The 25,600-nt window shown below is 69.8% G+C and carries 29 protein-coding genes; 24 read left to right on the top strand and 5 right to left on the bottom strand.

Features of this window, described 5'->3' with window-relative positions:
- Positions 1–52 precede the first annotated feature (52 nt).
- From ygeW to H6A07_RS06310, 5 genes are all read left to right on the top strand, one after another.
- Positions 53–1,255 carry a knotted carbamoyltransferase YgeW gene (gene ygeW, locus H6A07_RS06330; RefSeq protein ID WP_204814087.1) on the top strand — a complete coding sequence of 401 codons (1,203 nt, stop codon included), beginning with the start codon at positions 53–55 and terminating at the stop codon, positions 1,253–1,255.
- A 74-nt stretch (positions 1,256–1,329) separates the two neighbouring features.
- Entirely contained in the window at positions 1,330–2,271 is a 942-nt protein-coding gene (gene arcC / locus H6A07_RS06325; protein WP_204814086.1) for a carbamate kinase, read from the top strand.
- Positions 2,272–2,437: 166 nt separating this feature from the next.
- Entirely contained in the window at positions 2,438–3,391 is a 954-nt protein-coding gene (locus H6A07_RS06320) for an NTP transferase domain-containing protein (protein WP_204814085.1), read from the top strand.
- A complete protein-coding gene (hydA, locus tag H6A07_RS06315; protein ID WP_204814084.1) occupies positions 3,388–4,761 on the top strand; it encodes a dihydropyrimidinase in 1,374 nt (457 codons plus the stop codon). The genes H6A07_RS06320 and hydA overlap by 4 nt, the downstream gene beginning before the upstream one ends.
- A gap of 54 nt (positions 4,762–4,815) precedes the next feature.
- The gene (locus tag H6A07_RS06310) at positions 4,816–5,202 is read left to right on the top strand and encodes a Rid family detoxifying hydrolase (protein ID WP_204814083.1); all 387 of its coding nucleotides are present in this window, start codon (positions 4,816–4,818) and stop codon (positions 5,200–5,202) included.
- A 186-nt stretch (positions 5,203–5,388) separates the two neighbouring features.
- Here H6A07_RS06310 and yqeC read toward each other — a convergent pair whose 3' ends face one another.
- Entirely contained in the window at positions 5,389–6,051 is a 663-nt protein-coding gene (gene yqeC, locus H6A07_RS06305; protein ID WP_204814082.1) for a selenium cofactor biosynthesis protein YqeC, read from the bottom strand.
- Positions 6,052–6,179: 128 nt separating this feature from the next.
- On the opposite strand from yqeC, the gene H6A07_RS06300 reads away from it, so the two are divergent.
- The 9 genes from H6A07_RS06300 (at position 6,180) to H6A07_RS06255 (ending at position 15,369) form a co-directional block, all read left to right on the top strand.
- Positions 6,180–7,343, top strand: a complete 1,164-nt coding sequence (locus H6A07_RS06300) for a double-cubane-cluster-containing anaerobic reductase (protein ID WP_204814081.1) — start codon at positions 6,180–6,182, stop codon at positions 7,341–7,343.
- A gap of 14 nt (positions 7,344–7,357) precedes the next feature.
- A complete protein-coding gene (locus tag H6A07_RS06295; protein WP_342636570.1) occupies positions 7,358–8,143 on the top strand; it encodes an acyl-CoA dehydratase activase in 786 nt (261 codons plus the stop codon).
- 72 nt (positions 8,144–8,215) lie between these two features.
- Complete coding sequence (yedF, locus tag H6A07_RS06290) at positions 8,216–8,860, top strand: sulfurtransferase-like selenium metabolism protein YedF (RefSeq protein WP_204814080.1); 645 nt, start codon at positions 8,216–8,218, stop codon at positions 8,858–8,860.
- A 9-nt stretch (positions 8,861–8,869) separates the two neighbouring features.
- Complete coding sequence (locus H6A07_RS06285; RefSeq protein WP_204814079.1) at positions 8,870–9,121, top strand: putative Se/S carrier-like protein; 252 nt, start codon at positions 8,870–8,872, stop codon at positions 9,119–9,121.
- Between the two features lie 79 nt (positions 9,122–9,200).
- Complete coding sequence (locus H6A07_RS06280; RefSeq protein WP_204814078.1) at positions 9,201–10,346, top strand: aminotransferase class V-fold PLP-dependent enzyme; 1,146 nt, start codon at positions 9,201–9,203, stop codon at positions 10,344–10,346.
- 260 nt (positions 10,347–10,606) lie between these two features.
- On the top strand, positions 10,607–12,421 hold the full coding sequence (gene yqeB / locus H6A07_RS10250) for a selenium-dependent molybdenum cofactor biosynthesis protein YqeB (protein ID WP_239471112.1): 1,815 nt from the start codon (positions 10,607–10,609) through the stop codon (positions 12,419–12,421).
- Positions 12,418–13,434, top strand: a complete 1,017-nt coding sequence (locus tag H6A07_RS06265) for a FecCD family ABC transporter permease (protein ID WP_204814077.1) — start codon at positions 12,418–12,420, stop codon at positions 13,432–13,434. The genes yqeB and H6A07_RS06265 overlap by 4 nt, the downstream gene beginning before the upstream one ends.
- A gap of 1 nt (position 13,435) precedes the next feature.
- Positions 13,436–14,227: an ABC transporter ATP-binding protein gene (locus H6A07_RS06260; RefSeq protein WP_204814076.1), complete on the top strand. Its 792-nt coding sequence runs from the start codon at positions 13,436–13,438 to the stop codon at positions 14,225–14,227.
- A gap of 59 nt (positions 14,228–14,286) precedes the next feature.
- Positions 14,287–15,369, top strand: coding sequence for an ABC transporter substrate-binding protein (locus H6A07_RS06255; protein ID WP_342636569.1), 1,083 nt, complete (start codon positions 14,287–14,289; stop codon positions 15,367–15,369).
- Positions 15,370–15,486: 117 nt separating this feature from the next.
- On the opposite strand, the gene H6A07_RS06250 is transcribed toward H6A07_RS06255, so the two are convergent.
- The gene (locus tag H6A07_RS06250) at positions 15,487–16,068 is read right to left on the bottom strand and encodes a nucleoside-triphosphatase (protein ID WP_204814075.1); all 582 of its coding nucleotides are present in this window, start codon (positions 16,066–16,068) and stop codon (positions 15,487–15,489) included.
- Between the two features lie 29 nt (positions 16,069–16,097).
- Here H6A07_RS06250 and H6A07_RS06245 point away from each other — a divergent pair, with 29 nt between their 5' ends.
- The gene (locus tag H6A07_RS06245; RefSeq protein ID WP_204814074.1) at positions 16,098–16,904 is read left to right on the top strand and encodes a Rossmann-like domain-containing protein; all 807 of its coding nucleotides are present in this window, start codon (positions 16,098–16,100) and stop codon (positions 16,902–16,904) included.
- On the opposite strand, the gene H6A07_RS06240 is transcribed toward H6A07_RS06245, so the two are convergent.
- The 3 genes from H6A07_RS06240 to H6A07_RS06230 are packed head-to-tail and all read right to left on the bottom strand — an operon-like array spanning position 16,901 to position 18,918.
- Entirely contained in the window at positions 16,901–17,626 is a 726-nt protein-coding gene (locus H6A07_RS06240; protein ID WP_204814073.1) for an ABC-2 transporter permease, read from the bottom strand. The genes H6A07_RS06245 and H6A07_RS06240 overlap by 4 nt on opposite strands.
- The gene (locus tag H6A07_RS06235) at positions 17,626–18,513 is read right to left on the bottom strand and encodes an ABC transporter ATP-binding protein (RefSeq protein ID WP_204814072.1); all 888 of its coding nucleotides are present in this window, start codon (positions 18,511–18,513) and stop codon (positions 17,626–17,628) included. The genes H6A07_RS06240 and H6A07_RS06235 overlap by 1 nt, the downstream gene beginning before the upstream one ends.
- Positions 18,514–18,549: 36 nt before the next feature.
- Positions 18,550–18,918 carry a GntR family transcriptional regulator gene (locus tag H6A07_RS06230; protein WP_204814071.1) on the bottom strand — a complete coding sequence of 123 codons (369 nt, stop codon included), beginning with the start codon at positions 18,916–18,918 and terminating at the stop codon, positions 18,550–18,552.
- 649 nt (positions 18,919–19,567) lie between these two features.
- On the opposite strand from H6A07_RS06230, the gene H6A07_RS10245 reads away from it, so the two are divergent.
- From H6A07_RS10245 to H6A07_RS06195, 9 genes are all read left to right on the top strand, one after another.
- A complete protein-coding gene (locus H6A07_RS10245; RefSeq protein ID WP_239471111.1) occupies positions 19,568–19,897 on the top strand; it encodes a helix-turn-helix transcriptional regulator in 330 nt (109 codons plus the stop codon).
- On the top strand, positions 19,878–20,150 hold the full coding sequence (locus H6A07_RS10240; protein WP_239471110.1) for a hypothetical protein: 273 nt from the start codon (positions 19,878–19,880) through the stop codon (positions 20,148–20,150). The genes H6A07_RS10245 and H6A07_RS10240 overlap by 20 nt, the downstream gene beginning before the upstream one ends.
- Before the next feature lie 15 nt (positions 20,151–20,165).
- Positions 20,166–20,393 (top strand): hypothetical protein, encoded by a 228-nt coding sequence (locus H6A07_RS10235; RefSeq protein ID WP_239471109.1) that lies wholly within the window; start codon positions 20,166–20,168, stop codon positions 20,391–20,393.
- A 198-nt stretch (positions 20,394–20,591) separates the two neighbouring features.
- Positions 20,592–21,158, top strand: coding sequence for a GNAT family N-acetyltransferase (locus tag H6A07_RS06220; RefSeq protein ID WP_204814070.1), 567 nt, complete (start codon positions 20,592–20,594; stop codon positions 21,156–21,158).
- Between the two features lie 34 nt (positions 21,159–21,192).
- Complete coding sequence (locus tag H6A07_RS06215; protein ID WP_204814069.1) at positions 21,193–21,576, top strand: MmcQ/YjbR family DNA-binding protein; 384 nt, start codon at positions 21,193–21,195, stop codon at positions 21,574–21,576.
- 85 nt (positions 21,577–21,661) lie between these two features.
- A complete protein-coding gene (locus H6A07_RS06210) occupies positions 21,662–22,291 on the top strand; it encodes a TetR/AcrR family transcriptional regulator (protein ID WP_204814068.1) in 630 nt (209 codons plus the stop codon).
- Positions 22,288–23,220, top strand: a complete 933-nt coding sequence (locus H6A07_RS06205; protein ID WP_204814067.1) for an ABC transporter ATP-binding protein — start codon at positions 22,288–22,290, stop codon at positions 23,218–23,220. The genes H6A07_RS06210 and H6A07_RS06205 overlap by 4 nt, the downstream gene beginning before the upstream one ends.
- Before the next feature lie 2 nt (positions 23,221–23,222).
- Positions 23,223–24,020, top strand: a complete 798-nt coding sequence (locus H6A07_RS06200) for an ABC transporter permease subunit (RefSeq protein WP_204814066.1) — start codon at positions 23,223–23,225, stop codon at positions 24,018–24,020.
- Between the two features lie 66 nt (positions 24,021–24,086).
- Positions 24,087–25,313: an MFS transporter gene (locus tag H6A07_RS06195; protein ID WP_204814065.1), complete on the top strand. Its 1,227-nt coding sequence runs from the start codon at positions 24,087–24,089 to the stop codon at positions 25,311–25,313.
- The last annotated feature ends 287 nt before the right edge of the window (positions 25,314–25,600 follow it).

The following is a 25,600-nucleotide window of genomic DNA, read 5'->3' as shown; positions in this document are numbered from 1 at the left end:
GGCGGGCGAGAAGGACGGCGCACGCCCGATCCCCACAAGAAAGGAACCCACCATGGCCAAGGACTTCTCCGCGCTTCTCGACGAGCTCAAGGGCTACGACTTCTCCGGCATGTACAACGCCGACTTCCTGCACACCTGGGACAAGACCACCGACGAGCTGCGCGCCCTCTACGTGGTGGCCGCAGCGCTCCGCAACCTCCGCGAGCGCAACATCTCGCCGCGCATCTTTGACTCGGGCCTCGCCGTGAGCCTCTTCCGTGACAACTCCACGCGCACGCGCTTCTCGTTCTCCAAGGCCACGAACCTCCTGGGCCTCCAGCTCCAGGACCTCGACGAGGGCAAGTCCCAGATCGCCCACGGCGAGACCGTCCGCGAGACCGCCACGATGATCTCCTTCATGGCCGACGTCATCGGCATCCGCGACGACATGTACATCGGCAAGGGCGACGCCTACATGGCCGAGGTCGCCGAGTCCGTGGACGAGGCCTACAAGGACGGCGTGCTCGACCACCGTCCCACGCTCATCTCGCTGCAGTCCGACTCCGACCATCCGACCCAGTCCTCCGCCGACATGCTCTACCTCATCGAGGAGTTTGGCGGCCTGGAGAACCTGCGCGGCAAGAAGGTTGCCGTGACCTGGGCGTACTCGCCGAGCTACGGCAAGCCGCTCTCCTGCCCGCAGTCGCTCATCTCGCTCTTGCCGCGCTTTGGCATGGACGTCACGCTGGCCCACCCCGAGGGCTACGACCTCATGGGCGACCGCGTGGAGGCCGCCAAGACCTACGCCGCCGAGTCCGGCTGCACGTTCCGCCAGGTGAACACGATGGAGGAGGCCTTCGAGGGCGCCGACATCGTCATCCCCAAGAGCTGGGCGCCCTACGCCGCCATGGAGAGGCGCACCAACCTCTACGCCGAGGGCGACGACGCCGGCATCAAGGCGCTGGAGAAGGAGCTGCTCGCCCAGAACGCCACGCACCAGGACTGGTGCTCCACGACCGACCTCATGGCCAAGACGGCAAACGGCCAGGACACCATCTACATGCACCCGCTGCCCGCCGACATCTCCGGCGTCTCCTGCGAGCACGGCGAGGTCATGGCCGACGTCTTTGACATGCACCGCGTGGGCATGTACAAGGAGGCCAGCTACAAGCCCTACGCCATCGCGGCCATGATCTTCCTGCAGAAGGTCAAGGACCCCGTGGCCACCCTCGCGGCGCTCGAGGCCGCGGCCAAGCCCCGCTGGAACCAGGCCTAGTCGCTCGCTTCCCCAGAGTTGCCTAAAAGGGGACAGACCCCTTTTAGGCAACTTTTCTATTCAGGAGAGAAACCATGGGTAAGAGAATCGTCATCGCCCTGGGCGGCAACGCCTTGGGCAACAACCTGCCCGAGCAGATGCAGGCCGTCAAGCACACGGCGCGCGCGATCGTGGACCTCATCGAGCAAGGGAACGAAGTCGTGGTGGCCCACGGCAACGGCCCGCAGGTGGGCATGATCCAGGAGGCCATGACCCAGCTCACGCGCTCCGACCCCGAGAAGTACATCCCGTGCCCGCTCTCGGTCTGCGTGGCCATGAGCCAGGGCTACATCGGCTACGACCTGCAGAACGCCCTGCGCGAGGAGATGCTCGACCGCGGGATAGACGTGGGCGCGGCCACCGTGCTCACGCAGGTTGAGGTGGACCCGGAGGACCCGGCCTTCGCCCATCCCACCAAGCCGATCGGCGCCTTCATGACGCGCGAGGAGGCCGACCGCATGATCGCCGAGCGCGGCTACGACGTGGTGGAGGACGCCGGGCGCGGGTACCGCCGCGTGGTGGCCTCGCCCAAGCCGGTCGGCATCGTGGAGCTGGACACCATCCGCTCGCTCGTGGAGACCAACCACGTGGTCATCGCGTGCGGTGGCGGCGGCATCCCCGTGTTCAAGACCGAGGGCAACCACCTCAAGGGCGCGGCGGCGGTCATCGACAAGGACTTCGCGGCGGCGCGCCTGGCCGAGCAGCTGGACGCGGACTTCCTGGTGATCCTCACGGCGGTGGAGAAGGTCGCCGTGAACTTTGGCAAGCCCGACCAGCGCTGGCTCGACGAGCTCACGCCCGCCGACGTGGAGCGCTACGTGGCCGAGGGCCAGTTCGCGCCCGGCTCGATGCTGCCCAAGGTCCAGGCGGCGCTCGCGTTCGCGCAGTCCGGGCCGGGACGCTCGTCGCTGATCACGCTGCTCGAGCGCGCGGCCGACGGCATCGCCGGCAAGACGGGTACCATCGTACGCGGGTAGGTTCGACGCGCGGCTCTTCTCGCCCGCGCGCTCAGGTGGACGAGACGGACGTTTTTCTCGCCAAATGGGGCGGAAAACGTCTGTTTTCTCCACCTGAGCGTGGGTAGAGAAGAGCTAAGGGCCGAGAAGGACGGCGGGCCGGCGAGAAGGACGGTGAAGCGCGGGCATGAGGCCTGACCTCAGGGCATATCTTCTGGGTGACGACGGGCGCCGGGTCTTTGGGCCCGGTCCCGTCGACCTGCTTGAGCGCGTGGGCGAGCTGGGGAGCCTGCGCGCCGCCGCGATCGACATGGGGATGGCCTACACCAAGGCCACACGCCTCGTGCGCGACGCGGAGCGCGCCTTTGGCTTTGCGCTCACCGAGCGGACCGTGGGCGGCTCCGGGGGCGGAGGCTCCCAGCTCACGCCGGCCGCGCGCGAGCTGATCGAGCGCTACCGGGCGTTCGAGCGGGCCAGCCGCCGCGCGCTCTCCGCCGCCTACGAGACGTGCTTCTCGGGCTTTGGCGACGTGGCGCGCCTGGGCTGCGTGGTCATGGCGTCCGGCGAGGGCTCGCGCTTCGGCGGGGCGCCGGGCGAGAAGCTCGTGGCGCCGCTCGCCGGCGTGCCGGTGCTGGAGCGCACGCTCGCCGCGCTGCCGGCGGACGTGCTGGACGTGGTGGTGGTGACGCGCTGGGACGCGGTCGAGGCGCTGTGCGCGCGGATCGGCGTGCGCTGCGTGCGTGCGCGCGGTCCGCTCAAGAGCGACACGATGCGCGCGGGCCTGGAGGCGCTCGGGCACCGGGCGGGCTGCCTCTTTGTGACCGGCGACCAGCCGCTCCTGCGCGAGGCGAGCGTGCGCGCGATGGTCGCGGCGCTCGTTCGCGAGCCCGGGGCGATCGTGCGCCTGGGCTGGCACGGTCGGGCGGCGAACCCGGTGCTCTGGCCGGGGGACACGCTGGGCGCGCTCGCGCGGCTGGAGGGCGATGCCGGGGGGCGCGTCCTTCTGTCCGGGCATGCCGAGCTCACGGACCGCGTGCGCCTGGTCGAGGCCGCCGACGAGTGGGAGCTTTCGGACGTGGACACGCCCGAGGACCTGGCACGCCTCGAGGGCGCGCTGGCCGAGAGAGAGGAGAGCCGATGAGGAGGATTCTGGCAAACGGCACGCTGGTCACGCCGGAGGGCCTGCGGCGTGCCGACCTCGCGCTGGAGGGCGGGCGGATCGCGGAGATCGCCGCGCGCATCGAGCCCGCCCTCACGGACGTGGTGGAGGACGTGAGCGGCTGCTGGGTGTTCCCCGGCTTCATCGACGCGCACACGCACCTGCAGTGCTGGACCGGCATGGACTGGACGGCCGACAGCTTTGAGACCGGCACGCGCGCCGCAGCCTGCGGCGGGACCACCTGCATCGTGGACTACGCCACGGCCGACCGGGGCGTGACGATGGACGACGCGCTGGCCGAGTGGCACGCGCGCGCCGAGAGCGGTGCCGGCTGCACGGCCAACTACGGCTTCCACATGGCCATTGCCGAGTGGGGCGAGGACTCGCCGGCGCAGATGCGCCGCATGCGCGAGGCGGGCGTCTCGAGCTTCAAGACCTACCTCGCCTACGACCACCTGCGCCTCTCGGACGCGGAGACGCTACGCTGCCTGGAGGTGGTGCGCGACCTGGATGCCGTGCTCTGCGTCCACTGCGAGAACGGCGACGTGGTGAACGAGCTGCAGCGCCAGGTGCTGGCGGCCGGCATCACGGGCCCGGAGGGGCACCCGCTCTCTCGCCCGGCCGAGGCCGAGGCGGACGCCGTCTCCCGCCTGCTCTACCTGGCGCAGATCGCGGGCGCGCGCGTGAACGTGGTGCACCTGTCCACGGAGCTGGGGCTGGCCGCCGTGCGCGCTTCCCGGGCGCGCGGCCAGCGGGGCATCTACGTGGAGACCTGCCCGCAGTACCTCACGCTGGACGACACGCGCTACCTCGAGGCCGGCGACGACGGCTTCGCGGGTGCCAAGTACGTGATGAGCCCGCCGCTGCGCAAGCCGTCGGACGTGCGCGCGCTGCGCGGGGCCGTGCTCGCCGGCGAGGTGGACTCCATCGCGACGGACCACTGCTCGTTCAACCTGCACGGCCAGAAGGACCGGGGTCGCGGAGACTTCACCAAAATCCCCAACGGCGGGCCCGGCATCGAGCACCGCCCGGCCGTGATGGCCACGAGCTTTGAGGGCCAGCTCGGCCCGATGGAGCTCTGCCGGCTGCTCTCGGAGGGACCGGCGCGGACGTTTGGCCTGTGGCCGGAGCGCGGGCGGCTCGCCGTGGGCGCCGCGGCCGATGTCTGCGTGTGGGACCCGTCCGCGCGCTGGACCATCAGCGCGGCGACGCAGCATCAGGCCGTGGACTACACGCCGTGGGAGGGCTTCGAGGCGCACGGGCGCGCTCACCTCGTCTACGTGGGCGGCGAGCTCGTGGCCCGTGACGGCGAGCCCTGCGGCCCCACCCCCGGCCGCTACGTGGCAAGATAGCGTTAATCGCGCGCGGCGCCCGCTGCCCGCGCGCCCAAGACAAAGGAGAAGAACATGGCACTCGAGGCAATCGTCACCGACAAGGCGCCTGCGGCGCTCGGCCCCTACTCCGCGGCGGTGGCCGCGACCGGCACGCGCGCGATCCACGTGTCCGGCCAGCTGCCGATCGACCCGGCGACCGGCGAGTTCGCCGGCGAGGACATCCAGGCCCAGACGCGCCAGAGCCTCACCAACATCAAGAACATCCTCGAGGCCGCCGGCGCCTCCATGGCCGACGTGGCCGAGGTCACCGTCCTTCTCGACGACATCGCCGACTTCGGCGCCATGAACGAGGTCTATGGCGAGTTCTTCACCGCGCCGTATCCCAGCCGCGCCGCCTTCGAGGTGGCCGCGCTGCCCAAGGCCGCCAAGGTCGAGATCAAGGCCGTGGCCTACCTGTAGGCTCTGCCACACGCCTGAGCGGCCCGTCCGGAGCGCACCCAGCGCCCGGGCGGGCCGACGCTTTTCTCGGCCGTCCTTTTGCTTGGCCACAAACCTCACAGGTGGTAGGTCTATTTTCATGCATACGTTGCGTAGATAAACCTAAGTATTATATCGTTAAAAATGACAAACACCACCTGTGAGGTTTTAGCGAGGTGATGTGGCGCTGCCGGCGCGCAGGCTGCCCGTGACGGCCGGCACGTCGAGCAGGGCGGCGAGGTCGCGTGAGCGCTCGGGGGCGACGTCGGCCTGGTTGACGAGGGCGACGTCGGCGAGGGCCTCGGCGTTGGCCGCGCGGGCGACGAGCTCCGGGGTGGCGGGGTCGTCCGGCAAGCAGCCGGCGAGCTCGCAGAAGAGCTCCGGGCGGTGCACGGCTTCGCGCACAGGGCGGTCGAGGCCGGAGGCGCCGAGCACGAGGACCGTGCGGCCGGAGCACGCGGGGATGACGGGCTCCCAGGCGGCGTGCGCCTTGAGCGGCAGCCGCCGGGCGCCGTCGGCCTCCACAAGGACGTAGTCCGCGAGGGACGCCAGCGCGTCGACGCCGAGCTCGGGGGTCACGAGCTTGCCGTTCTTCTCGGCCTGCGACCCCACGCAGACGACGCGCGACTTCGCGAGGGCGGCACGCACGTCGTTGACGTCGGCCGAGGCCGCGAGCGGCACGTTCGGGAACGGCAGGATGTGCGTCGTGGTGGTGAGCACAACCGTGCCCGGCAGCTCGCGCGCGAGTGCCGCGAGGAGCGACGTCTTGCCGCCGCTGCCGATGACCGACGTCACGCCGGGCCTTACGCCCAGAGTCTCTGCCAGCGCCATGCTCATCGCCCCCTTTGTGCTCCTCGACACAATCCTACCGTCTGCCGCATTGTAGTTTCCAAACTATAACGCTGTATTACTCTTTGTTTGGATGCCAAACTCATTTTTCGACGACGTCAGGAGGAGACATGCCCACGCCTGCCACCCTCGAGCTCCCGCGCACCTTCGAGGAGTTCAACGAACAGCGCCGCCAGAGCTTTCTCAAGGTGAAGGACTTCAAGCAGGCGGGCGGGCGTCTGGTGGGCTATCTCTGCAGCTACACACCGCTCGAGGTAATTGATGCCGCGGGTGCCTCCGGGGTGGGGCTCTGCGGCACCTCCGACGAGGTCATCCCCGCGGCAGAGGAGGTCCTGCCGGCCAACCTCTGTCCGCTCATCAAGTCCACCTACGGCTTTGCATACTCGCAGAAGTGCCCGTTCACGCACTTCAGCGACCTCATCGTGGGCGAGACCACCTGCGACGGCAAGAAGAAGATGTACGAGCTGCTAAACGAGCTCAAGCCCACCTATGTGCTGCATCTGCCGCAGGGACGCTCGCGCGAGCACGAGCGCGAGGGCTGGTACCAGGAGGTCGTTGGTCTTAAACGGGCGCTCGAGCAACTCTACGGCATCCAGATCACCGACGACGCCCTGCGTGAGGCTGCGCGTCTGCGCAACCGTCTGCGCCGCGCGATCCTGGCCCTCTACGACCTGCAGCGGAGCGTGCCGCCGGCGATGAGCGGCGTTGAGCTCATGAGCACGATGTTCGCGGGCACGTTCAACTTTGACGTGCGCGCGTATGTGGAGAGCCTCGAGCGCCTGTGCGAGCAGCGCCGCGCGGAGGCCCAGGCAGGCGGCAGCCCTATCAGCGCGGGCGCCAAGCGCATCCTCATCACCGGCTGTCCCGTGGGCGGCGTCATCAACAAGGTGGGTGCCACGATCGAGCGCAACGGCGGCGTGGTAGTCTGCGAGGACGACTGCTCCGGCGAGCGCACCAACCGCTTCATGGTGGACGAGGACGCACCTGATATCCTGCGCGCGATCGCCGAGCGCTACCTCAAGATCAACTGCTCCGTCATGACGCCAAACGACGACCGCTTTGCCGCGACGCTCGAGATGGCGGGGAAGTACCAGGTGGACGGCGTGATCGAGTGCGTGCTCACGGCGTGCCACACCTTCAACGTGGAGTCCGCGCGCATGGAGCGCGCCGTGGAGGGCGCGGGCATCCCGTACATGAAGGTGGAGACCGACTACTCCGCCGGCGACATGGGTCAGCTCGAGACGCGCATCGCCGCGTTCATCGAGACGCTGTAGGGGGCGAGAAGAACGTGCCGTCCGGGCGCCTGGGCATAGGTGTTGACATCGGCTCCACGGCCACGAAGGTCGCCATGGTGGACGCCGCTGGCGAGCTCGTGCGCACCGAGCTCATGCCCACAGGCTTCTCCAGCGTGGACGCCGCCGAGCGCGCCCGCGCGGCGATGGGGGCGTGCAAAGGGGAGAGATACCTTTCGACGCTCGACCCGCGCGTGGTGGCGACGGGCTACGGGCGCGTGGCGGTGCCGTACGCGGACAAGGTCGTGACCGAGATCACGTGCCACGGGCGCGGTGCCGCGCGGCTCTTTGGGCCCGGCGGAACCGTGATCGACGTGGGCGGCCAGGACACCAAGGTCATTCGCCTGCGCGGCGGTCGCGTGTTCAAGTTTGTGATGAACGACAAGTGCGCGGCGGGCACCGGGCGCTTCCTGGAGGTCATGGCAGACCGGCTGGGCGTGAGCCACGACGAGCTGGCTGCGCTCGCACGTGCCGGCGAGCCGACGCAGATCTCCAGCATGTGCACCGTCTTCGCCGAGAGCGAGGTCATCAGCCTCGTCGGTCGCGGCGAGCCGCGCGAGAACATCGCGCGCGGCGTGATCGAGAGCGTGGTGGGCCGCGTGGCTGCGCTCGTGGGGTCGGCGGGCGGCATGGCGCCGTACTACCTCACGGGCGGGCTCTGTGACAATGAGTACGTGGTGGAGCGGCTTGGCGAGAAGCTCGGCGCGCCCGTGACCACCTGCCCGGAGGCACGCTACGCGGGTGCCCTCGGTGCGGCGCTCATGGCACTGGAGCTGGGGTAGGCTGTACGAGACGCGGGCCGAGGTTCTTCTCGCCCGCCGAGTGAGGCCCGGACGGGCCGGATGGGAGAGAACATGGCAGACACGGTGCTCACGATCGACGCGCGGGGCGAGGCGTGCCCCATCCCCGTGGTGCGGACCCTCAAGGCGCTGGGCGCGCTGGCAGGCCCGGGCAGCGTGGAGACCCTCGTGGACAACGAGATTGCGGTCCAGAACCTCACGCGCATGGGTGAGGGCAAGGGCTGCACGGTGGCGAGCGAGCGCCTGGGCGAGAAGGAATGGCGCGTGACCGTGACCACGGACGTGGCGCTGGGCGTGAGCGACGCGGAGGCGGAGTCGGCGACGTGTGAGGTACCGGGCACACCGGTTGCAGCGCCCGCGCCGAAGAACGTCGTGGTGGCCATCACCTCCGAGTGCATGGGCACCGGCGACGACGTGCTGGGGCGCAAGCTCATGGGGAGCTTCGTGTACTCGCTCACGCAGCTCGACGAGCTGCCCGCGACCGTGCTGCTCTACAACGGCGGCGCGCACCTCAGCTGCGAGGGGTCGGCGGCGCTCGAGGACCTGCGCGGCTTGGCGGCTTCCGGCGTGGAGGTGCTCACCTGCGGAACCTGTCTCGACCACTACGGCATCGCGGACACGCTGGCCGTGGGCGAGGTCACCAACATGTACGTGATCGCGCAGCGGCTCACGCAGGCGAGCCTCGTGGTGCGGCCGTAGGGGCGTGCGGTGACGCGCGTGCGGGTGCCGTCGTTGGTGGTGACGTTTCCCACCACGGCGGCGGCGCTGTCCTGCGAGGAGTGCTGCGAGCGGCGCAGCCTGGGCGGGCGGATGATTCCGGTCCCGGGGCAGGTGGCAGCCGGGTGCGGGCTGGCGTGGAAGACGGCGCCCGAGGCGCGCGACGAGCTTGCGGCAGCGCTCGCCGCCGACGGCGTCCCCGTGGAGGCCATGACCATAATCGAGCTTCTGGAGTTCTGTTAATTGGGGACAGTCCCCAATTAACAGAAATAATTTATGTAAATTGGGGACTGTCCCCAATTTACAGAAGGACGTGGGGCCGATGATTTACCTGGACAACGCGGCGACGACGATGCGCAAGCCGCAGGAGGTCGTGGATGCCGTCGTCGCAGCGATGGGCTCACTCGGCAACGCGGGGCGCGGCGCGTCCGCGGGCGCGCTCGACGCCGGCCGTGTGGTGCAGCGCTGTCGCGAGGCGGTGGCGGCGCTCCTGGGCTGCCCGCGCGCCGACCACGTGTGCTTCTCGGCCAACGCGACGGCGGCGCTCAACGCCGCGCTGTCCGGCCTGGTGGGGCCGGGGGAGCGCGTGGTGACCACGGTGCTGGAGCACAACTCCGTGCTGCGCCCGCTCGCACGTCTGGCGGACGAGCGGGGCGTGGACGTGACGTGCGCCGGCTGTGACGCGCACGGGTTTCTCGACATGGACGAGCTCGAGCGGCTGGTCACGCCGGGGACAAACCTCGTGGCGGTGACGCACGCGTCCAACGTGACGGGCAACCTCGTGGACGTGGCCCGCGTGGCCGAGATCGCGCATGCGGCGGGTGCGCTCTGCCTGGTGGACGCGTCGCAGACGGCGGGTGCGGTGCCGCTGGACATGGCTGCGATGGGTATCGACGTGGTGTGCTTCACCGGGCACAAGGGCCTCATGGGCCCGCAGGGCACGGGCGGCATGGCGGTGGCCGAGGGCGTGGAGGTGCGGCCGTGGGCCGAGGGCGGCTCCGGCGTGCACTCCTTTGAGCGGCGGCACCCGCTGGAGTGGCCCACGCGGCTGGAGGCGGGGACGCTCAACGCCCACGGCCTGGCCGGCCTTGCGGCGGGCGTTGCGTTTATCGAGAAGAACGGCGGGCCCGCTGCGGTGGGCGCGCGCGAGCACGCGCTGGCGCGGCGGCTGTGGGAGGGCGTGCGCGACGTGCCGGGTGTGACGGTCTACGGCGGCTGGCCCGTGGCACCCGACCGCTGCGGATCCGTGGTGGCGCTGAACGTTGACGGGCTGGATTCCGCGGAGGCGGCGGACGCGCTCTCTGCGGGCTGGGGCATCGCGTGTCGCGCCGGTGCCCACTGTGCACCGCTCATGCACCGCGCCCTGGGGACCGAACGCCAGGGCATCGTTCGCTTGAGCTGTGGCTGGTTCAACACGGAGGATGAAATCGACACCGCCATCTCTGCCATCCGAACCATCGCCGCATAAGCAAAAACGGGGCGTGTTTATCGCTGCCGCTTTTTTGGGACAGGTTCGGACCCGGGGCTTGGGATTCCCGGGCTTGTCCCAAAAAAGCTGCGCCAGCAAACACGTCCCGTTTTGGGAGCCGTCTGGGTGCGAATGGCCGCCGTTCGCGACGTTGGGCGGTGGGGCAAACATTTTGTGAGGTAGACTTACTTGTTGGAAGTAGGCGTCGCGCAGAGCGTTATATTTTTGAAAATATAACGTTGACGAGGAGGTTTCCGGACATGCTGGTCGTGATTCGCGGGGCGGGGGACATCGCATCGGGCATCGCGCTGCGGCTGCGTCGTGCGGGCATGCAGGTCGTGATGTGCGACCTTGCGGTCCCCACGTCCATCCGGCGCACCGTGTGCTTCTCCGAGGCCATCCGCCTGGGTGAGACGCGCGTGGAGGGCGTGCGCGGCGTGCTCTGTGCGGACGCGATGGCGGCACGTGCGGCAGCGGCGGCGGGCGACGTGGCCGTGCTCGTGGACCCCGAGGCCGCCTGTGTGCGCGAGCTCGCGCCGGACGCCCTGGTGGACGCGATTCTGGCCAAGCGCAACCTCGGCACCACGCGCGACCTGGCGCCCGTCGTCATTGGCGTGGGCCCCGGCTTCACCGCGCGCGAGGACTGCGACGCCGCCGTGGAGACGATGCGCGGCCACTACCTGGGGCGCGTCTACTACGAGGGGTCGCCCATCCCCAACACGGCGGTGCCCGGGCTCATCGGCGGCTACGCGGGCGAGCGCGTGATGCGCGCGCCGGCGGACGGCGTCTTCGAGCCGTGCGTGGAGATCGGCGCGCAGGTGGCGGCCGGTGACGTCTGCGCCACGGTGGCCTGCGAGCCCATGCACGCCACGATTGATGGCGTGGTGCGGGGGCTCCTCCAGGCGGGCGTCCCCGTGCACACGGGCATGAAGTGCGGCGACGTGGACCCGCGCTGCCACCCGGAGTACATCGAGAGCGCCTCCGACAAGGCGCGGGCCGTGGGCGGCGGCGTGCTCGAGGCGATTCTCGCGCTCTCGGGCGCGATGGACGATAAGGACATGCACGCCGAGAAGAACGTCCGTCCCGTCAACGGCTCCCTCTCCGACGAGGGCTTCGTCTCCGCGCTCGTGCACGAGCTCGGGGCCGGGCGGCGCGTGGGACTGGCGAGCCTGCTCGCGACGCGTGGCTCGATGCCGCGCCACGAGGGCGCGCGGTTGGCCGTGACCGAGGACGGCCGCCTGCTCGGGACCGTCGGCGGCGGCGCGATCGAGCGGCTGGCCATCGAGCGCGCCCGTGCGGCGCAGGCGGGCGGCGCACCGAGCCTCGAGTGGTACCACACCGGGGACGCCATGGCCTGTGGTGGCGACGCGCTGCTCGCCGTGCGCGCGCTCACGGTCGACGACCTGCCCGTTCTTCTCGCCGCGCGGGGCGCCCTCCGGCGCGACGAGCCCGTCACCGTGACGGAGCGCTGGGCCGACCCCGCCGCGCCGACGCTTGAGGTGGGCCCCGCCGCGCGCCTGACCGCCCCGACCTGGGACGACGCCTGCGCCATCTACCGCGAGCCCGTTGCCGCGCCGAGCCGCCTCCACGTCTTTGGCGCCGGGCACGTGGGAGCCGCGCTCGTGGGCCTGGCGGCGCAGGCGGGCTTTGAGGTCCACGTCTACGACGACCGCCCGGAGCTCGCCACGCCTGCCAACCTCCCGGCGGCGGCATCCGTGACCTGCGGTGCGTTTGACGAGCTCGCCGTCGGCGCCGCCGTCGGCCCACGTGACTCCGTCGTCGTGCTTACGCACGGGCACGCCCACGACGAAACGGTCCTTCTCGCCGTGCTGACGCGCGACGTCCAGCCCGCCTACGTGGGCTGCATCGGCAGCGCTCGCAAGGCGGCCCTCGCGCGTGAGCACCTCAGGGCTGCCGGCGTGCTGGCCGAGCGCGTTGACGCCGTGGCCATGCCGATTGGCCTCGCCATCGGCGCCGTCACGCCCGCCGAGATCGCGCTCTCCATCGTCGCGCAGCTCGTCCACCGGCGTGCCGAGCGTCGCGGTGCGGGGCCGGGGAAGGGCGAGCGCGCATGACCGCCGCCCTGCGCAGACATCCCGGCCGCATCATCGCCCTTCTCGGCGCGCTGCTTGTCGCCACCGTGCTCGCGTCGCTGGCGCTCGGCCGCTACCCCATCGGTCCTGCGGACGCGCTCGAGCTCCTGGCCTCCCGCATCGCCCCCGGCCTCGGCGACTTCTCCGCGCAGCAGGAGACGCTCTTCTTCAACGTGCGCCTGCCGCGCATCCTGCTCGTGATCCTCGTGGGTGCGAGCCTCTCGGCCGCCGGCGCCGCCTTCCAGGGCATCTTCCAGAACCCGCTCGTCTCGCCGGACTTCCTCGGCGCGTCGCAGGGCGCGGCCTTCGGCGCGTGCTGGGCCATCCTCGCGGGCGCGGGCTCGCTTGCGATCTCCGGCTCGGCCTTCGTCGTCTCGCTCGCCGCGGTGGGCATCGTGCTGCTGGTGAGCGGCCGTGCGCGCGGCAACCGGATCCTCGTGACCGTGCTCGCCGGCATCATGGTGAAGTCGCTCTTCGAGGCCGGCGTCTCCTACGCCAAGCTCGTGGCCGACCCGTCCAACCAGCTACAGGCCATCACGTTCTGGCTGCTCGGCTCGTTCACCGGCGCCAAGACGGCCGACCTCGCGCTGGCGGCGGGCCCCATCGCGATCGGCCTCGTCGGGCTCATGGCTATGCGCTGGCGCCTCAACGTCCTCACGATGTCCGACGACGAAGCGCTCTCCATGGGCGTCAACGCCCCGCGCGTCCGCGCCGTGGCCGTGCTCTTCTCGGCGCTCGTGACGGCGGCGAGCGTGGCGGTCTCCGGCCTCATCGGCTGGGTGGGGCTCGTGGTGCCACACCTCTCGCGCGGCCTGGTGGGCAGCGACTACCGGCACCTCCTGCCGGCCAGCATGCTCGCGGGCGCCACGTTTCTCCTGGTGGTGGATGACATCGCGCGCCTTGCGCTCACGGCCGAGATCCCCATTGGCATCCTTACGTCCGTGGTGGGCGCGCCGTTCTTCCTGTGGCTCATCGTGAAGCGGGGGCGCGGCTGACATGAGCTTTGAGATCTCCGGCCTGAGCTTTGCCTACGGCGACCATGCGGTGCTCGAGGGCGTGAGCCTCTCCGTCGCGGACGGCGAGCTCGCGTGCGTGCTCGGGCCCAACGGCGTGGGCAAGACCACGCTCTTCCGCTGCGTCCTGGGCCTCGAGCGGCCGCGCGCGGGGACCATCCTCGTGAACGGCCGGCCGCTCGGGGAGCTCACGGTAGCCGAGCGCGCTCGAGAGATGGCCTTCGTCCCGCAGAGCCACGCGCAGGTCTTTGACTACGAGGTGCTCGACGTGGTGCTCATGAGCGCGGCGTCGCGCCTGGGGCCGCTGCGCGCGCCGGGCGCGGCCGAGCGCGCCCGCGCCGAGGAGGCGCTCGAGCGCGTGGGCGTGGCGCACCTCGCGCATCGGAGCTTCATGCAGGTCTCGGGCGGGGAGCGGCAGCTCGTCCTCATCGCCCGGGCCATCGCGCAGGACGCGCGCTCGATCGTGATGGACGAGCCCACGAGCGCGCTCGACTTTGGCAACACGGCGCGCGTGATGGCGGTCGTGCGGCGGCTCGCGCGCGAGGGGCTCTCGGTCATTGCGTCCACGCACGCGCCCGACCTGGCCTATCTCTACGCGGACACGGTGCTCGCGCTGGACGGTGGGCGCGTCCGCGCGTGCGGGCCGCCGTCCGAGGTCATCACGGGGCCGCTCCTGAGCGAGCTCTACGGCCTGCCCGTGGAGGTCAGTTCGCTCCACGACGACCGGGTGCGCGCCTGCGTGCCGGCCTGTGAATTGGGGACAGTCCCCAATTAACAGAAAAAATTTATGTGAATTGGGGACTGTCCCCAATTCACAGGCGGGAGGGAGAAGAAGTGAGGAGAAGGACGTTCTTGTCGGCGGTCGCGGCGCTTGCGGTGGCGGCGTCGCTCGGGGCGTGCGGCGGCGCGCCGGCTGCGGAGCCCGTGCCCACCGACCAGGCGACGCGCGTGGTCACGGACTCGCTCGGGCGCGAGGTGGAGATCCCGGCCGAGGTCGAGCGCATCGCGGCCTCCGGCCCCGTGGCCCAGCAGGTGCTGCTCACGGTGGCTCCGGAGCGCCTGGTGGGCCTCTCGAGCGAGCTCACGGACGAGCAGCTCGCCTACCTCGGCGAGGACCTCGCCAACCTGCCGGTCTTTGGCCAGATCTACGGCGGCAAGGGGGACTTCAACAAGGAGGCCGTGGCCGCTGCGGACCCGCAGCTGATCATCGACGTCGGCGAGGCCAAGGACTCGCTCGCCGAGGACCTGGACGCGCTTCAGGAGCAGCTGGGCATCCCGTGCGTGCACATCGACTCGACCGACCTTCACAGCTACGCCGACCTCTATGACCAGCTCGCCGACATCCTGGACTCCGAGAAGGCGGCCGAGCTCGCGGACTACTGCCGCGACGCCGTGGCCGAGGTCGAGGCCGTCGTCGCGGAGGTCCCCGAGGACGAGCGCCCGCGCGCGGCGTACCTGCTCGGCGACACGGGCACCAATGCGATGGCGCGCGGAGGCTTCCAGTCCGGCATCATCGACCTGTGCTCCGATAACGTCGTGGTGGTGGACGACCCATCGTCCAGCGGCAAGGGCAACGAGATCGGCCTCGAGCAGATCGCGCTCTGGGACCCCGAGCTCATCGTCTTCGTGGGCGACTCGATCTATGACACCGTGGGCGACGACCCCGCGTGGGCCGAGCTCAGCGCCATCAAGTCTGGCAACTACTTCCGCGCGCCGAGCGTGCCGTACAACTGGATCTCCATGCCGGCGTCGGTCAACCAGATCATCGGCCTGCAGTGGTACGCGCGCCTGTGCTACCCGGACCGCTTCGACGACGACTTGCGCGACGTGGTGGAGGAGTACTACCAGCTCTTCTACGGCCACGATCTCACGGACGAGGAGTACGACGCGCTGATGGCCGGCGCCGTGCGGGAGTAGTGCCGGGGGGCCTTTAGGGGCTGGCTTCTGAGGACTGACCGGAAATTAGCATACACTGGCAAGCCAGTACGCTACGTTTGCCCAGTTGGCTATCTGAAAACGTTAACCCAGTGTATGCTAATTTTCCGGACCGTGCGAAGATCGCTCGCCGAGAAGAACCTCGCGCAGGCGGCGGGCGCCCGATTCATCGGGTCGGACGAGCTCGACGGGGCCCCACGCGCCCTGCAGGCGCGCGGCGACCTCCTCGGCGAGTGCCGCGCGCACGACGACGAGCGCGTGCGGCCAGGCGGGCGCGGGACCGGCGTCGAGCAGCTCAAGCCCTGCGGTGAGCCCGCCGCCGCAGCGCAGCTCGAGCGGGCCGATCTCGTCGATGACAAGAAGGCCGGGCCGCACGTCCTTCTCGTCCGCCCGTGTCCGCAGCTCGGCGAGGTGCGCGTTCACGTGCGCGAGTGCCGTCGGGTCAAAGTCCCAGCCGCATCTGTTAATTGGGGACTGTCCCCAATTAACAGGCGTGGCGAGAAGGACGCGCTCGCGCGAGGGCAGCAGCACGTTCTCTATCCCAAGCTTCTCGCCGTCGAGCCAGACGCCCGGCGCGAGCACGCCGCGCACGGGAACCCCCGTCGCCTCGAGCTCGCCCACACACGCCTGGAGCCACGTGGTCTTGCCCGTTCGGATGCCTCCGGTGAGAATGAACAGCATGCCGCCTCCCGACTACCCGACTGGAGGACATGATGACAGACCCTTGGTCGCTCTATGACCGGATGATCGCCCAGATTCCCGGGGACGTGCTCGTGCGGCACGTGGTCATGGGCGCGCACCACTGCCTCGTCGAGGCGGAGTGCGGGACGGGCGTGGCCGCGCTCCATCGCGGCGGCCCGCGCCTGCGCATGGAACGCGGTTGGGCGGGCCGCCCGCTGCGCGCGCTCGCGGCGTGCGCGAGGTCCTGGGACTTCGAGGTCGCGTCGGTGGGCGTCGCGGCGCTCAACGCCTGGCACAACCAGCGCGGGCGGCTGGGCGCTCTGGGCCTGGTCGCGGACGCGGAGAGCACGGACCCGTTCGTGTTCCTGGCCCCCGTGGCCGCGCGCATGGCGGCCGAGAAGAACGACGGCTCGCGGCCGCGTGCGGTGGTGATCGGCCACTTCCCGCACCTCGCGGCCCTGGCCGAGCACGCGGACGTTGCCGTGCTGGAGCGCGCCGCCCGCGTGGACACGGACCTGCCGGACACCGCCTGCGAGTACCTGCTGCCGGGTGCGGACCTTGTCATCATGACGGGCATGACGCTCGCCAACAAGACCATGCCGCGCCTGCTTGAGCTCTCGCGCGACGCGCTCGCCTGCGTGGTGGGCCCCTCGGCCACGATCTGCGCGCCGGTGCTGGACGCGGGCGCCGACCTCGTCGCCGGCAGCGTGGTCGCCGACGCCGAGCTGGCTCGCGAGGTCGTGACCTGCGGCGCCCCGCTCCACGGCTCCGGCGCCCTCGAGCACGTGCTCGTGGTCGGATCTCGTGGTCGCGAGGCGCTTGCGGGCCGACCCTAGAGCTCGCGCCGCTCGTAGAGCTTGAGGGAGAGCGCGGCGGAGGCGGCGAGCACCACGGCGGAGACGGCCATGCACGCCGCCACGCCGCACGCCATGCCGGCAGGCGTCTCCAGCGCCTCGAGCAGGCCGGAGAGCAGGTCCAGCCCCGGGATCCCGCCGTCGAGCATCCCGCTGTTGCCGAGCACCGCCACCGGCACCACGAAGAGCAGCACGATCACCGTGGGCAGGATCTGCGTGGCGCGCGTCTGGCCCAGGCGGAAGTAGATCGGCGTCACGACGCCCGCCACCACGGAGCCGATGAGCAGGGTGAAGCTCGTCACGAAGAGCATCGGCCCCATGAGCTCCGCGTCAAACGAGAACGCCTCGCCCACCTCGCCGCCGATCCCGAGCGCGCCCATCACGCCCATGGCGAGAAGCGCGCCCACGAGGCCCACGACCATGCCCATGAGCCCGAGCGTCACGATGGCGGCGTAGCGGCCGAGCACCACGTCGCGCCGGGAGAGCGGCAGCGTGAGGCGGAAGAGCCCCCAGTGGTTGAGCTCGTCGTAGGCGGCGAGGCCCATCGCGCCCATCATGAAGAACATGCAGGTGAGGGTCGCCGGCATCGCAAGCGGCGTCTGCATGCCCACGCCGATGCACAGGCTCACCAGAAGCCCCAGGCCCAGGAGCTGCCTCGCGTAGTCGCGGAACACCGCCATCTCGATCAGGTATGCGCGCCTCATTATCGGACACCGCCCTTCAGCGTGAGTGCCAGGTAGTCGTCAATGGTCATGCGGTCCACCGGGATCTCCGGGAAGCTCTCGGCAAAGGCGAAGCGGTCGGGGACCAGCACGTCGATGCCGTAGTCGTGCCGCAGGTAGCGGAGGTCGCGCTCCGGGATGACGCCCGAGTCCGCGATCTTCTCGAGGTCCGCCACGCGGCAGCGCGCGATGCCCATCTCGTCGGTGATGGCGTCCTTGGGCAGGTCAAAGACGATGCATCCCGCCTCGATGCAGACGATCCGGTCCGCGATGCGCTCCAGGTCGCTCGTGATGTGGCTGCTCATGAGGACGGCGCGGCCCGGCTCGGCCACGAAGTCCCGCAGGCGGTCGAGCACCTCGTCGCGCGCCATCGGGTCCAGGCCCGCCGTGGCCTCGTCCAGGATGAGCAGGCGTGCGTCATGGGAGAACGCGCAGGCCAGGGAGAGCTTCATGCCCATGCCGCGGGAGAGCTCCTTCACGGTCTTGCGCGCGTCCAGGCCGAGCTCCGCCGTCAGGCGAGAGAAGCGGTGCGCGTCCCAGGTTGCGTAGGCGCGCCCGTAGATGCGGCCCACGTCCGCAACGCGCAGGTGCTCCGGCAGCGAGATGGCGTCAAAGACCACGCCCACCTGCTCCTTGGTGGCCGCGCCCGAGGGGCGGGAGAGCTCGTCGCTGGGGGTGCCCAGCACGCTTGAGGTGCCGCCGTCGGTGGGGAAGAGGCCGAGAAGGGCCTTGATGGTGGTGGACTTGCCGGCGCCGTTCTGGCCGACGAAGCCCACGACCTCGCCCTCGCTCACGGTGAGGTCAACGCCCTCGAGGGAGAACCCCTCGTAGTGCTTGGTGAGGCCGTGCGCCTCGATGAGTGCGCTCATGCTGACGTCCTTTCCGCGCGAGGTCCCTCTCGCGCGCTACTCCAGTACCAGGGCGAGCATCTCGGTGAGCTCGTCGTCCGTGAGGCCGCAGGCCCGTCCGCGCTCAACGGCGCGGGCGAGAAGCCCCTCGACCTCCCGCAGCTGCTCCTCGCGGATGAGCTCGGCGTTGCCGCCGGCGACGAAGCTGCCCTTGCCCTGCACGGTCTCGATGAGGCCGGTTGCCTCCAGGTCCGCGTAGGCGCGCTTGGTGGTGATCGCGCTCACGCGCAGGCTGTTGGCGAGGGCCCGGATGCTGGGGAGCTGCTCGCCCTCCGTGAGCTGGCCGGTCACGATCGCGGCCTTGATCTGGGCGGTGATCTGCTCGTAGATGGGCTTGCCGCTCGAGTTCGAGATGATGATGTCCAAGCCGTGTCCTTCCCTGCTGGCCCGCCGGACGTCTCCTGCGAGCCTACCGTGTATACCCGGTAAGTACAGTATATACTCACCTATACACAGTGCAAGCGAGAACGGGAAGTTTTTTCCGACGATGTGCGGGCGCGCTGTGTCGGGTTCCTCTCGCCGGCCGGCACTCATGAGTGCCGGCAAGACATCACGCTTCAGCCGACACCTCTCACCAGATTCCAAGAAGGCGCCGACACTCCTGCGCGAAAAGGGCTCCCGCAGCCGACACTCCCAGCCGGCACTCATGAGTGTCGGCGGCAGAGGGGAACGTGCCGAGAAGAACGTGCATCGCGCGATGCGTTCATCAGGAGGGGGGGTTATGACGGCCTCCGCAGGACCTTCTCCAGGCACAGCTGTCCCCCTGGCTACCATGGTCAGCGATTCCATCCGAAGATCGAGGCGCAGGAGCTGGGTGCAGCGCTGTACGTACAGGGGTGCGGGGCTCCCGCATAGATGGTCTGAAAGCGCGGCGAAGTGAGCCGTGCTGGCCGCGGTTGGAGGATGCTGGTTATCCCCGCAGCTCGGACGGGCTGTAAAGCACTTTATGCAGCGAAGCGTGCGTCCTCTGACTACGTTGGGGGCGTCGGCGAGGTTGCGAGGGATGAGGAAGCGCATGGACATCGGCAACCAGATTCGTGAACGGCGCACGCGGCTCGGGCTCTCCCAGAACGAGCTGGCGCAGAGGCTCTACGTGAGCCGCGTCACGGTGAGCCACTGGGAGACCTCGAAGACCCTGCCCGACGTCCAGAGCATGCTCCTGCTCGCCAACCTCTTCGGCACCACGATCGACGAGCTAGTGAGAGGGGACGTGGACGAGATGCGTGAGATGGTCGAGAAGAACGAGCGGAGGACGAGGGCGTTCGCCATGGCGCTGGGGGGCGGTCGAGGTCGCGGTGATCGCAGTACTCGTTCTCATAGAGGTGGTGGGGCGCGCCTATCTTGAGCTGGTGCTGCGTCTGCTGCTCGCGGTGCTGGTGGTGGCATCTGCCGTGGTCGCCTCCGTCGCGCGGCGCCAGGAGGGCGGGCGTGACGCCAAGAGCGCGGCGGAGCTTCTGGGGGCGGCGTCGGGTGACCCGGTGGAGGCGGCGCAGGAGAGTGTCTCCGCCAACGTCATGCGGGTGGTACTCCAGGTGTTCGTGGGGCTCGCCGTGGGCATCGGCGTGCTCGTGTTGGGCAGCCTGCTGCTTGACGCGTGAGGATTCATCGGGCCTGTGGCGGCCGTCGGCGTCGTTGTTGCGCTGGTGGCGGCGCGGATGCTGGGCCGTTATGCCCGCCCCGTGTGGACGGAGGCCATCCTGCCGGCAATCTGGGTCGTAGGCGCGATTGCCCTCGGCACTGCGACGGGCGGCCTCGGCACGCCGCGCGGCTGGATTGCCGTTGCGGGCGGCGCCATCTCGCTCCTTGCGCTCTGGGCGATCGGGCGGAGGCGGCGAGGGTAAGGTGCTGCCTCGCCGGAATCGACGAGGCCGTTGGGTGCCCCAAGGGAGCCTCCTACGGGGCGTCTCCGCGTCTCTGTGCATCCATGTACCCCCTGCGGGTACAATCGCCTCAGACCTTCCCTCCCGAGGAGGCACGCATGACGACGGACCTCTAGCCGATGACGCCTAATGCTTTCGCTATCGGATGGAGGGACAGCTATGTCGAGAATCAGGGAGATGCTGTCCGGTGAGTACGGGCTGCTGGACGAGTTCCTGTACCAGGCGATCCACACCGAGCCGGACGAGCCGCGCCCGCCGCGCTCCGTGACCGCAGACCCGGCGCTGCGCGCCTACGTCGAGGGTTTCGGCCGAACCGGCGACGTCGCCGTCTGCGCCGAGGAGGACGGCGATGTCGTGGGGGCCGCCTGGGCGCGCCTCATGCGCGGCTACGGCTTCGCGGGGGACGGCGTGCCGGAGCTCGCCGTCTCCGTCCTGCCGGGCCATCGCGGCCGCGGGCTGGGAACCGCCTTGCTCTCCTCCCTCATCGAGCGGTGCTCCGAGCTCGGCTGCCCCGCGCTGTCACTCTCGGTGCAGCGCTCCAACCCCGCCGCGCGACTCTACGAGCGGCTTGGCTTCCAGGAGATCTCCGGCGACGACAGGGAGGCCGTGATGGCGCTCCCGCTCGGCGGACGCGACGAGAGCGCCCGAGGGGGAGTCCTTCGCCCGTGCCCCGGCTCCCCAATTATCCCATGGGGTGCGTCGGGGCCGGCGGCGCGCCCGGTATAATCGGGAGCGTAAGCCCGGCCAAAGGAGGCGCGCCTTGGACCTCTCGCGCATAGACGCCCGTCTGCTCTCGCACCCCGGCGCCACGAAGGCCCTCCACGAAACGTGGGGGTGGATGGTCTACTGGGTGGGCGGCAGGCAGTTCGCCTGCGAGTTCACCGCTTCTCCCGACGCGAAGCCGCCCTATGCGGGGCGCCATCTGCTCTCGCTCAAGTGCGACCCCAACCGCATCTTGGAATTGCGCGCCGAGTACTCGGAGGCTGTGCTGCCCGGCTACTACTCCGACGGGCGCACGTGGGTCTCTATCGACCTCGACGCCGATCTGCCCGAGGACCTTGTGCTCAGTCTCTGTGACATGAGCTACGAGCTGGTCCTCGCCAAGCTGCCCAAGCGCGTGCAGCGGGAGATCATCGGGGAATAGTGGGCCTGCGCCCCTGCTCGGAACCCCTTCCATCTCTGGGTCAACGGGGTAGCCTTGTTCCCGAGGATCAAGAGAGCGAGGCCCCATGGACGAAAGATTCGAGCGCTTCGAGGCGCTCCCCGAGGATCGCAGGCGCGCGGTGCTGGATGCCGCGGCGGAGGTGTTCGGCGGCGAGGACTACGGCCGCGCCTCCACTGCCGACATCGCGCGGCGGGTCGGTATCTCCAAGAGCCTGCTGTTCTTCTACTTTAGGAACAAGCGTGAGCTCTACCTTTATGTGCTCGCCGCGCTCACCCGGCGCGTGGCCAGCGCCGTGGTGGACGAGCGTTGGCACGAGATCGACGACTTCTTTGAGCTTATGCGCTATGCCGCGACGCGCGAGGTGGACGACCTGCGGATTAGCCCGCGCGTCCTGGGCTTCTTCGTTCGTGCGTTCTACTCGCGCGGCAAGGAGGTTTCCGCGACGCTCGACGCCTTCATGGCGGACGCGGTGCCCGCGATGATCAAAACCTACCTCCCTCATGTGCGCTGGGATCGCTTCCGTGACGACGTGGACCCCATGCGCGTGGTGCGCATGCTCGTGTGGATGGCCGACGGCTACCTGCACGAGCGGCTGCGCGCGAGCGGAGAGCTCGACATGGATGCGATGCTCGCCGAGTTTCTGGTGTGGAGCGACCTGCTCAGGCGGGCGACCTACAAGGAGGAGTTCCTATGACGAGAAGAACGGCGGAGCCCGCGGTTTGCGTGCACAGGCTCACCAAGGACTACGGGTGGGGACGCGGGGTCTTCGGCGTGGATCTTACGGTGGCGCCCGGGGAGGTGCTGGGGTTCCTCGGCCCCAACGGAGCGGGCAAGACCGTCACCATGCGTCACCTCATGGGCCTCGTGCGTCCCCAGGCGGGCGAGGCTCGCATCCTCGGGCACGACTGCTTCCGCGAGCGGCCCGCCGTCCAGGCCCGCTTGGGCTACCTCCCCGGTGAGAACGCCTGCATGCGGGAGATGACCGCGGGAGCGTTCCTGCGCCTCATGGCGGACATAAGGGGCCTCTCCGACCGCTCGTGCATGCGGGAGCTCTCCGAGCGCTTCGACCTCGATCCCCGCGCGCGGATCGGCGGCATGTCCAAGGGCAACCGGCAGAAGGTCGCCATTGTGGCGGCGTTCATGGCGCGCCCCGACGTGCTGCTGCTCGACGAGCCCACGAGCGGCCTCGACCCGCTCATGCAGGAGCGCTTCCTGGATCTGGTCGCCGAGGAGCGCGCCCGCGGCGCCGCCATCCTGCTCTCATCCCACATCTTCGAGGAAGTCGAGCACGCCTGCGACCGGGTGACCTTCATTCGCGCGGGGCACGTGGTCCTGGAGCGCTCGATGGCCGACGTTCGCGCCCGACGGGGGCGCACGTACGTCATCGAGTTCGCAAGCGCGGGGGAGCGGCAGCGCTGGGCGCGGTCCCAGGGCCTGGCGGAGGGCGAGAAGGACGGCGCCGTTGCCGAGTTGCGCAACGTCACGGACGTGAACGCCCTCATCCGCGGGCTCGCCGCCTTCGACGTGGTGGCGCTCTCCTCGCGCGAGCAGACGCTCGAGGAGCTGTTCATGGGGCTCTACGAGGGGGACGGGCAGGCGTCCGTTCCCGAGGACGGGAGGTAGCCATGGTCTGGCCGCTGTTCAGGCGGGAGCTGCGCGCGTGCGCCCTGCCCACCCTTGTCATCGCGTGCGTCTGCGCGCTCTACGCCGGAGTGATCGTGAGCATGTACGACCCTGAGCTCGGCGCGTCGCTCGAGCTCATGCGCGAAGCCATGCCCGAGCTCTTCGCCGCCTTCGGCATGGCCGACCAGGGCTCCACGCTCCTGGAGTTTCTCGTCAACTACCTCTATGGCTTTTTGCTTGTGGCGTTCCCGCTCGTGCTCGTGGCTATGCTTGCGGACCGGCTCATGGTGCGCCATGTGGAGCGGGGGAGCATCACCTACCTGCTGGCGCAGCCCGTCGGGCGCGTGCGTCTGGCGCTCTCGCAGCTGCTCGTTCTTGTCGCCTGCCTGATCGTGCTCATGGCGTCGCTCACGGCGCTCGAGCTCGCCGTCGCGGGGGCGCTCTTCCCCGGAGAACTCGCGGCGGCGGACCTCCTCGCTGCCAACGCGGCGACGCTTTGCCTCTGGGCGCTCTTCGCGGGCGTCTGCTGGCTGAGCGCCTGCGCGCTGCCCAACGCGGCGGCCGCGCGCTGGGCGGGTGTGGCCGTCTGCGTCGCCTTCGTGCTCGTCAAGATGGCCTCGGGAGTGGGGGAGGGCCTCTCGTGGCTCGCCGACCTCACCCCGCTCGCGCTCTTCGACCCGCTCGGAGTCGCATCAGGTGACGCTGCGGCGATTTCGGGGTCCGTCATCCTCGCGCTGTCGGGGCTTGCGCTCTCGGCACTCGGGATTGCGCGCTTCTCGCGCCGTGACCTCAGCGTCTAGGCGGGGCGCCCGCACGGGCGGACCGCCGCGCGCTATAATTGGCGCATTGGAGACGAGAAGAACCGCGTGGGAGAGAAGAACGGAGGCGTCGCCACCCCGCGCTTCGTGGCGGTCATGGCGTCCCAGGCGCTGAGCCTCCTCGGCATGGAGATCCTGCAGTTCGTGCTGCCCCTGCACCTGCTCAACCTCACGGGGTCGGGCGCCCTCTACGGCGGTGTGGTCGCGACCGGCTTCGTGCCCTACACACTGCTCGCGCCCGTGGGCGGCGTCATCGCGGACCGCACGCGCAAGCGGGGCGTCATGGTCGCCGTGGGCGCGGCGTCCGCGACGGCGATGGCGGCCTACCTCCCCCTCGCGGGGACGGCCGCGGTCGTGCCGGCGACGGTCGCCGTTCTCATGCTCGCCTTCGCGGCGCAGGCGCTCGAGCAGCCCTGCGTCCAGTCGGCGATCCCACACCTCGTGGCGCCGTCGGAGGTCGGGCGCGCCGTGGCGCTCGTGAACCAGGCGGGCATGCTCACGGGCATCGGAGGACCCGTGGTGGGCGGGCTGGCCTTCGGATTCCTCGGCCTCGCGCCCATCGTCGTCGCGTGCGTGGCCTGCTTTGCAGCGTCGGCCGTCGTGGCGGCGCTCATCGTGTGCGTCCCCTACGAGCCGCCCGAGCGCACGGCAGGCGCCCTCGCCACCGCCCGCGCGGACCTCGCCGACGCGCTCGGCTTCCTGCGCTCGAGCCCGCTCATGTGGCGTACCATCCTGGGCGCGACGCTCGTGAACCTCTTCGGCTCGTCGTTCTTCAACGTTTGCTCACCCTACATCGTGACCGAGACACTCGACCTGCCCAACCAGCTCATGGGTGCGCTGCAGGGCGCGCTCGCGGTGGGCGGGCTCGTCGGAGGGGCGGTCGTTGCGGCGGCGCCCGGCAGGTTCTCCATCCGCTCGGTTCCGGACCTGCTTGCATGCGTTGCCGGCGGCATCGCGCTCATCGCCGGCGCGCTCGCCGCCCCGCTGCCGGCGCTCGGCACCTTCGGGGCGCTCGCCGCCCTCTACCTCCCCACGATGGCGGTCTGCATGTGCATGAGTGTCGTGGCCACGAGCTGGCTCCAGACCGAGAGCCCTGGCACCCTCGTAGGCAAGGTCATGGCGCTCACCCTCATGCTGGCGAACTTCGCCACGCCCCTGGGACAGCTCGGCTACGGAGTGGCGCTCGACCTCGTCCCCGCGTGGGCCATCGCGCTCGCGGCAGCCGCAGCCACCGCCGTCGTCGCGGCATGGCTCGCACGCGCCGCGAGGGGCTGACAGGGGGCTTCGGCCCCACCGTTTTTCTCGCCTGGCGCACTCTCTCCGGTATTGGGTGGCAAGTTTTATGCAGCGGACGCCCTTGCACGTTAAGGCACGCCCAGCGAGAAGAACGACCTGCGGAAACATCGTCCGCTTCCTCCGGCGGGGCGCCGTTTTCCGAGCTCCAGTGTGCCGAGCATAAAACATGCTGCCCAATACCGCAGAGAAGCGCGCGGAGACGGCATCCCGGCAGAGCGCATGACCATAAAACCCGCGTTACGCATCTGTTGGAGTACGAAAAAAGT

It is taken from the genome of Olsenella uli (genome assembly GCF_016899935.1).
GTDB classification, from domain to species: domain Bacteria; phylum Actinomycetota; class Coriobacteriia; order Coriobacteriales; family Atopobiaceae; genus Thermophilibacter; species Thermophilibacter uli_B.
This window is presented reverse-complemented; position numbering and strand designations above follow the sequence as displayed.